Below are 8,303 nucleotides of genomic sequence, written 5' to 3'. Positions count from 1 at the left end.
GCCTTGAGCATCGTGGGCATCGCCGCGTTCCTCCTGCTGTTCCTGGGGCGTTCCAGGTACTTGCTCGGCCATGTGCCGGTTCTGATCGCACTCGCGTTGACGGCCCTACCGGCCCGCAAGGGGTTGCCAGCGGCGGCGTTGGCCTGGAGACCATTCACAGGCAGAATGTAAGTAGCATCTGTGCAGTTGCATCTGAGAGAACAACCGTTATCGGTCGCCTATGACACTAAATCAAAGCCATCGCTTTACAAGTGCGAGGGTCGGCCTACGCGGTGTTGTCTGTGGGCGGAAACGTTGGCAATGCGGCTGTCTACACCGCCTGATCTGCCGTGACTTGACTTGCCTTCATTGACAGAGCCATTGACAGACCGCCCGTCCTGCTCGGGGGCCTCGGACCCTCGTGCCGCCTGTGCGCATGTCCATCGCTTCGTGTGCGTTGGCTCCGGCAATCAGCCGGCTCTACTGCTGGCTCACAACGTCAACGCTCCCAGTCCGACCAGCTGCTGAGCGACCGCTGCTGCGCAGCTCGACGTCGATCCTTCTGCCACCGATCCTCATCTTGAGCTCGACATCACCTCAGCGCGTGACCTGGCAGACCTGATCGTCGCCCAAACCCGGCTCCCGCTCGGTACAGCCCTGACCCATGACCAAGCGCCACGCATCCTGCGACCCGCAGATCGCCGACCCGTGGACCTGTACTACTGCTGCGACACGACCAACGAGACGTACTACAGCGAGATGGTCATTGCCGCGCCCGACGAGGCCGAAGCGCGGCGCCTGGCCGACGAACTGGAGAACGACGAAACCCACCTGTGGACCGACCCGGCCTCCGCACAGTTCGACGTCATCGGCCAGGCCGTACCGGACACCGTCGCTGACGTGATCGTGGCCCGCTACCAGTACTGACCCCGACCGCCGGACAGACCGAGGGGCGCGCCTGCCGATTCCAGGCGCGCCCCTCGCAGCAGTGTGTTCGTACGCCGTACCGCGTCTTCGGGCATCGAGCCCTCAACCACGAGCTGCCGCCCGCGAGCTGCCTGACCTGCCCCGGCGCTCGATGACAGGCACGATCCAGCCCGGCTTGCCGCCGCACGATCGAGCCGACCCGGGCCGGCGCTGCACAAGGACGTTTCCTCCCCGCGGCTAGTCTCTGGTCTCGTTCCACTGGACACTGCAGCGTGTTGGGGAGCTGCAGATCTGGATTCGGATTCGGTCGATGCCGCCAGGCAAGTTGGGATTACCGAGGTAGAACTCCATTTGGGCGTAATCATCCGATGTGTAGGTTGTCGTGGAGTCGACCTTCGTCGCACCGGCGAACGCATCCCAATGGACAGCCCGACGCAGTACGGCCGCACCGTTGGTCAAGACGTTCGTCTGATGTAACGCGGGGGGCGCTGGCTCGATAGAACAGCGGGTGCGCATCGGTTCGCCCATTCTGACTGGGGGTTTCCTTGCGTAGCGTCCTTCTGCGATTCGCCGCGCCGATGGTTCTGTCGGCGCTGATTTTGACGGCGGCTGCGCCCGCCATGGCATCGGGTGAACAGGCTGCGGCCGTTCCCTCGGTGCCCGTCGGTGTCCGGGTGAAAGGTACCTTCACCGGCATCGACCTGGCCTGGAGCCTGCCCGCCGACGGAGGGACCGGCCTGACCGGCTTCGTCGTTCATCGCAGCGTGAACGGCACCGAGACCACGTACTCCGTGCCGACGACCAAGCTGAACTGGCAGGACACCGAGCGGCTGCCGGGTGCGATGTACTCCGTGGCTGCGGTGAACGCCGATGGTGAGGGACCGGCCAGCACGCCCGGCCCGGCCGACACCGTGCCGGGCGCACCGGTCTCCGCGCCGGCCGATGCCATCACCGTTGCGCACACCGTGACGACCGACGGCGTCAGCCGCACGTTCCTCGGCCAGATCGCCGTCCAGGGGGCGACCCAGGTCATTCCGCTCGCCACCTCCGGCCCGACGCAGCAGGTCGACAAGGCCATCGCGGCGTCGGCCGACGGACGGCAGGTCGTCTTCTCGCAGGCGCAGGCGAGCCTGTGGACGGTCTCGGCGGTCGTGCCGCACGCGCAGCCGGCCAAGATCCTTGATGGCTCGAGCGGGATCACCGAGAAGTCCTGGTCACCGGACGGCACCCGGATCGCGTTCGAACGCGAACAGAGCGGCACCTCCTGTGTCGACATCATCGGCGCTACCGGCGGCACGCCGATCAGGGTGGGATGCAACCTGGCCGCTCCGTCATGGCTGCCTGACAACCAGACCTTGATCGTCAAGGACCAGGTGACGGGAAAGCTGGAGCGCGTCCAGTCCAAGGCCGGCGGAGCGGTTCTGACCACGTACGCCGGTACGGAGCTCGCACAGCACCCGGTCGCGTCACCGAACGGCCTGTGGATCGCCTACTTCAAGAACACCTCGGTGAACGTGATCCCGGTCGCCGGCGGCAGTCCCGTACCGGCCTACCCATACGGCACCGGTGGGGACTCGATCAGCTGGGCGAACTCCAGCCTCCTGCTCGTCGCCCGCCGGACCGACACCGGGAGCAGCACCCTCCAGCAGATCCCGGTCAACGACGGACGGCCGTACGTGAACGCGGAGCTGTTCGTCCCGCCCGCCGGAGAGACGGTCGAGTCGGCCGTCCGGCAGGGCCCGCGGCTCACGATCCGGCCGACGGCGGCGGTCGTGGGGCCGAACCTGTCGGTGCCGTTCGACACCACCGGATTGGTCTCGCCGTACGTCACCTGCGAGTTCGACGGAGTGAAGACGGCGCCGTGCCCGTCGTCGCCGTTCCAGAAGGCCGGAGTCGCACCCGGCGCGCATGTGTTGAGGATCTGGGGCACCGAGTCTGGTGGACGCGGCACCGAAGCCGTCCGCTGGCTGACGGTCGACTCCACTGCTCCGACCGCTCGGATCACGGGCCCGACCTTCGACGTCACGAAAGCGGCGACAGCCACGGTCACGTACGCCGGCGCGGACGGCACCGGCGTCGCGTCGTACGACGTCCGCTGGCGTATCGCGTCCACAGCCGGAAACTTCGGTGCCTACGCCTCGGTGAAGTCCGGTACGACGGCCACGTCGGTGGCGATCGGTCTTGTGGCCGGCTACGAGTATTGCGTCTCGGTCCGGGCACGTGACGTTGCCGGCAACCTGTCGGCATGGACCGGCGACAAGTGCTTCTCCCGGCCTTCGGACGACCGGCTGATGGGCGCCGCGAAAGGATGGGTGCGGGCCTCCAACCGTGCGTACTACCTCGGTACCGCGACCGCCACCACCGCGAAGGCCATCTCCGTCTCGCGGAGCGTGCAGGCCAAGCGGATGTTCCTGATCGCGACGAAGTGCGTCACCTGCGGCGGACTGAATGTCTACTACAACGGCAAGTACGTCGGCGCCGTGAACCTCTACAAGGCCACCCTTGAGTACCAGGCCGTCATCCCGCTTCCCGTACCCGCAACCTTCCTGACCGGGTCGGTCCTGCTGACCACGCGGGTAGCCGGGAAGGTCTACCAGATCGACGGGCTCGCCGTACGTCGTACCTGACCGTCAGTACCCCTCGATGTGGTCGAGGCTGATGACTGTGCTGCCTGACGACGGGTTCTTGTCGCCGGTGACTCGCACCTTTGAGGGTGGCGCCGGCGGCAAGGGCGGGGGCGATGTACATCAGCTGCTCACCGGTGGTCTTTCCCGATCGGCAGTTCCCCGGTGAGGAGATCCACGACGGGCAGTACATGAGCACGTGGAGGCGCTGCACGGCGCGGCGATCGACGACCTCGAGGCCGACACCCGCCGCCGACTGACCCGCAAGGACCGGACCCTGGCCGGGATCGAGTGCGCCGGATTGCACCACGGTCCGCCGTGCCCTCCGCACCGCCCTCTCCCCCGTCGGCAGCACCGCCCGCCGCGACCTCGGCCTCACCCTCAGGAGGATCCGTCGCGAAGCCCCCCACCCGCAAACAGACCGCCGCAGCCCTCAACTGGCCCCACACCAGACTCGAACTCATCGAAACCGGCCGCAGCATGATCCCGACAGATCGCAACTCGCGCCCGACGGCACATCGACGACGAACGTCCACGCTTCGACGCGACGCCCGAGCGGAGCGGCGAGCTCGCCGACCGTTTCGTCGCCGTCCTGGACAACGGCGATCTCGACGGCCTCGTCGACATGCTCCGCCCCTGGCGGCGAAACGGATCTCTGGCCGTTCCCGGGGCTACGCGACGAGATACTGCCAGGTTGTGGTGTCCACGGTTCCGGTCCTCGGAAGGGCAGAGCGAGCTTGGAAGGCTTCCACGTTGGTGGTCGTGGCCGGGCCGAAGTCCCCGTCGACATCGGTGCGGATGCCATGGGCGGTCAATTGGCTCTGGACGGCCTTGACCGCACTGCCGGTGCTGCCTTGCTGGACCGGGACGACCAACTGCTCCCAGGTCGCTGCTCCGACTCGGCCATCCACAGGCAGACCGTGAGCGGACTGGAACGCCTTGACCGCGGCAAGAGTCGCGGGGCCGAAGTCACCGTCGACGGCCAGGCCGGCCGCCTGCCGGTGGTTCAGCAGGTACTGGACGGTCTTCACCTGCTCTCCGATGCTGCCTGAGACAACGACCGGCCAGCTGGGCGTCGGTGGCGGGGTCACGTCGCCTGCGACCTGTACGTCGAGGTAGTCGCCGTCGATCTCGAGCGTGTAGCCACCATGGGTCTCGCTGACGCCACCGTGGTACTGGTGAGCCCGCTGGTGATCGGCCCAGTGGGTGGGGTCGATGTAGCTGGTGTCAGTGTTCTTCGCATTGTTGTAGCTCGCGAACCAGACCACATCGGGTGAGGTCGGCCCGTACGTGGCGTTGAGATCGCGGACGGCGCTGAGGAGGCTGCCGTACACACCGGACTTGTAGCCCTTGGCATGCAATTCCGCGGTCCAGGCGGAGAGGTAGCTCAGCACGTTGGTCTTGTACGTCGCGCTGTACGCCTCCATGTCGTTGTACAACACGCTGCCCGGCGGGATCCCCAGTGTGGCCGCTCCGTTGACGGCGTCGTCTGCCTCGGACGTCCCCTTGGCGGCGGCAGTGGTCCCCAGGCCGGACGCCTGAGTCCCCACATAGATCGGCAGGAAGTGCCAGCCGCGACCGGCCTGCTCGGTCAGCCAGGCAGGGGTCAAGTTCGGCTGGGCCGAGCAGTACCGGTGGCTGCCACCGAAGTAGATGCCGATCGCACGGTACGCCGTGGTTGCCGTCCACGCTGCCATCAGAGCCGACGACGGTGCGTTGCATGCGTCGAAGCCGTCGCCGGTGTAGTTGGTGTCCGTCGCCGCGATCGATGCGGTAGCCACTCGCGGAGCAGCCGGCATCGCAGCGGCGCGCGCCGAGCCATCCAGCCTCGCGGAGCGCAGTACACCGGCCAGCGTGTCGAAGTCCGAGCCGTATGTCGCGCTCACCGCGACACCCGCTGCCGGTACGGCGAAGCGCACCTCCTGATCGACGGACCGACTCAGGTGCTGCGGTGCCGCCCGCGTCGAGACCAGTACATCTGATGCCACGGCCGATGCGTCGAGCGGTTGGATGACCACGCTCTCGGTCCGGCCGACCGCATGGGCCGGGCACTGCTGGTCGCGGCCCGGCGCGCCGAGGTAAACGGCGTGCAGGTCGCCACGCACGCACGTGGTCGGCCGCTCGGCCAGGTCGATGACCTGCCAGTTCGCCGGAACTGTCAGGTGATAGCCGCGATAGTCCACGTCCCGGGTCGCGGGTGCGGCATCGGCCGGCGCGGTGACCGCCCCGAGCACCAGGACGGTGGCCGCGAGTCCCGCCGTACGGAAAGCCATGTTGTTGCCTTTCACAATCAATGTCACAGGAGGAGGGCCTTCCAGGTGTCCGCATCGACCATGCCGGTCGCAGGCAGCCCGTTTGCCGCCTCGAAGGCCTGCACCTTGGTCCCGGTGGTCTGGTCAAACGCGCCAGTCACCGCGACGGCGAACCCGTGTGCGGTCAGCTCGGCCTGAAGAGCCTTCACCGCGTTGCCGATGTCACCCGGGCGAAGACTCGGTACCAGCGCTCGCCAGGTCACTGCGCTGACGACGCCGTCAGCCGTGATCCCGTGTCCGGCCTGGAACGACTTCACCGCCGCGGTCGTGAGCGGTCCGAAGTCACCGTCGATTTCGAGTCCCGCGTCGAGCAGGTACTGGACGGTCTTCACCCGGTTTCCGGTGTTGCCCTGCTTCACGGTTGGCCAGCCGAGCAGGCTGACGTCCATCGCGTACACGACCCGGTTCCCGGGCACCTCGCTGAGGGACCACAACCCGTTCGTGGCGGGCCAGTATGACAGATCTTCGGGATGGGCCTGCAGCGTGTTGAGGAAAGCGGTCGGACTCTCGCCACGCGTGAAGGTGTACAGCGAGCCGTACGACGAGGAACTGGTGGTGTAGCTGGTCGAGGCGAAGAACCGGCCACGGACCGAGGCCGAACCCTGCATATGCGTGATGCCCGTCTCGTAGGCCTCGGTGGCCGTTCCCCCGAGCTCGAAGGTCGCCGGATTCGCGCTGAACCGGACCACTCGGTGGGTGCCGCTCGTGGCCGTGTTGTACTCGCAGACCACCACGCTGTCCGACGTACCAGTCCGGTCCAGCGAGACGGCGGAATAACGCAGTGCCGGGTAGCCGGTGGTCGATGACGTGTAACGGAAAGCCTCCGGGAGCACGTACTTGTAGCTGTACGCCTGATAGGTACCGTCGGACTGCAGCCCCATCGCGGTCCGGTTCGAGTCGACCCGCCACAGGTGATCAAGGTCGAAGACCCGGAACCCACCCCACGTGTCGGCGACGTACAGGTAGTGGCCATACCAGGTGATACCGCCCGAGTGCAGCGAGATGTTCGCACCGGTGTCGGCGTCGACCGTCGTCTCCGCCCGGAAGTCCGGGTTCCCGCCCGAGTTCGTGTACGGCTCGACCAGGAGGACGACGCGGTACTGCGGAGCACTCGGGTTCGAGTAGTCGACGAACGCGATCCGCGCACCCCGCTCGGTGCCGCCGCCGTTCCAGTACCAGCTGGCCAGGATCGCCTTCCGGTTCTGGTAGCTGCCCGACGGATCGGCGTCGGCGCTGGTCGTGATGCCCTGCGGGTACCAGTCGGACGTGTGCTCGTCGTCGGTCCCCGAGGCCGAGGACCAGCAGAACGACGCGACCCGGCCGGACGCGTGCGAATCACACAACGGCGCAGCCCGGTTGGCGTCGTCGATCACCTGCGGGACCGTGGCCTTCGGCAACTTCTCGTCCAGCGCCGCGATCGTCGGGTTGTACGCCGTCTTGTGCAGCTGGAAGTTCGATGCGGTCAGGCCCGTCGGTGCGGCTGTGGCCGGCGTGGTGGCGATGAGGGCCGCCGCGACCAGAGTCGCGGCGGCCAGCAACTGCTTCATCGCGCGACCGGGCTCGCGTAGCCGACGATGGCGGAGTACGAACGGCTGACCGTCTTCTGCAGCAGCGCGTCGTCGTTCCCGGTCGCCGGGTTCGAGGTGTTGCCGGAGATGTAGGTGACCGAACTGCTCGTCGACGACACCACCAGGCCGACATGCCCGTAGCTGAACACGATCGCGTCACCCGGTTGCGGACTGCCCGTGTGCCACGTGCCGAAGTTCTGGCCGTACGTCTTGAAGCTGCTGTAGTACGAGGTGACGTAGGTCGTCTTGGCGCCGGCCTGCTTCCACACCCACTTGCCGAAGTCGGCGCACCAGGCCTGGGTCTTCCAGCCGTTCGAACAGTGCGCTCCGGTACCGCTCAGGCCGAGCGCGGTCGTGTAGTAGTTGCAGTTGTAGCCGCCGATCTCGCGATTGTGCGCCGAGTTGGCCGCCTCCTGCTGCGCGATCTGCACGATCGCCGCCGCGAGTTCGCCGGGCGGTGGTGGCGTGCAGTCCTTGACCCGGGTGACGCCCATCGCGGTCATCGTGGCCGCGTCGGCCTGCCCGGTCTGGGCCAGGCTGTGCGCTCCCTGCCAGGTCTTGACCGCAGCCTGCGTCGCCGGTCCGAACTCCCCGTCCGGATCGGCGCCGACGACCTGCTGCACCTTCGTCACCTGCGCGTCGAGCTCGTCCGTGGTCATCGGCCCGACCACGCCATCGGGATCCAGACACCGATCGGTCTGGAACCCCTTCACCGCCGCGCTCGTCTTCGGCCCAGTCACCCCGTCGACATCCCCGAACGACAGATACGCCATCCCCGCCAGATCCCACTGCACCTGCGAGGTGGTCACCGCAGCCGCGGGCTGTACCCCCGCGACCAGGAACCCGACCGCCACCATCCCAACCACCAACAAACTCCGAATCCTCACAATGTT

At 67.1% G+C, this 8,303-nt stretch carries 5 protein-coding genes; 2 read left to right on the top strand and 3 right to left on the bottom strand.

From position 1 onward, the window contains the following. The first annotated feature begins 687 nt into the window (after nt 1–687). Nucleotides 688–906: a hypothetical protein gene (locus ACGFH6_RS26020; protein WP_393388729.1), complete on the top strand. Its 219-nt coding sequence runs from the start codon at nt 688–690 to the stop codon at nt 904–906. 674 nt (nt 907–1,580) lie between these two features. Further along, complete coding sequence (locus ACGFH6_RS26015) at nt 1,581–3,533, top strand: hypothetical protein (protein WP_393388727.1); 1,953 nt, start codon at nt 1,581–1,583, stop codon at nt 3,531–3,533. Between the two features lie 668 nt (nt 3,534–4,201). Here ACGFH6_RS26015 and ACGFH6_RS26010 read toward each other — a convergent pair. Genes ACGFH6_RS26010 through ACGFH6_RS26000 form a run of 3 tightly spaced genes read right to left on the bottom strand, consistent with a single transcriptional unit; the run spans nt 4,202 to nt 8,267 of the window. Then, the gene (locus ACGFH6_RS26010) at nt 4,202–5,803 is read right to left on the bottom strand and encodes a glycoside hydrolase domain-containing protein (protein ID WP_393388724.1); all 1,602 of its coding nucleotides are present in this window, start codon (nt 5,801–5,803) and stop codon (nt 4,202–4,204) included. A gap of 23 nt (nt 5,804–5,826) precedes the next feature. Continuing rightward, a complete protein-coding gene (locus tag ACGFH6_RS26005) occupies nt 5,827–7,389 on the bottom strand; it encodes a peptidoglycan-binding protein (RefSeq protein WP_393388721.1) in 1,563 nt (520 codons plus the stop codon). Further along, nucleotides 7,386–8,267, bottom strand: a complete 882-nt coding sequence (locus ACGFH6_RS26000) for a peptidoglycan-binding protein (protein ID WP_393388718.1) — start codon at nt 8,265–8,267, stop codon at nt 7,386–7,388. The genes ACGFH6_RS26005 and ACGFH6_RS26000 overlap by 4 nt, the downstream gene beginning before the upstream one ends. Nucleotides 8,268–8,303: the final 36 nt, after the last annotated feature.

The sequence above is a fragment of the Kribbella sp. NPDC049227 genome (assembly GCF_043197265.1).
Taxonomy (GTDB): Bacteria; Actinomycetota; Actinomycetes; order Propionibacteriales; family Kribbellaceae; genus Kribbella.
This window is presented reverse-complemented; position numbering and strand designations above follow the sequence as displayed.

What these genes read in the sequence shown, in the direction of transcription:
- ACGFH6_RS26010 (WP_393388724.1), bottom strand. Translation starts at nt 5,803, where the DNA reads ATGGCTTTCCGTACGGCGGGACTCGCGGCCACCGTCCTGGTGCTCGGG.
- ACGFH6_RS26005 (WP_393388721.1), bottom strand. Translation starts at nt 7,389, where the DNA reads ATGAAGCAGTTGCTGGCCGCCGCGACTCTGGTCGCGGCGGCCCTCATC.
- ACGFH6_RS26000 (WP_393388718.1), bottom strand. Translation starts at nt 8,267, where the DNA reads ATGGTGGCGGTCGGGTTCCTGGTCGCGGGGGTACAGCCCGCGGCTGCG.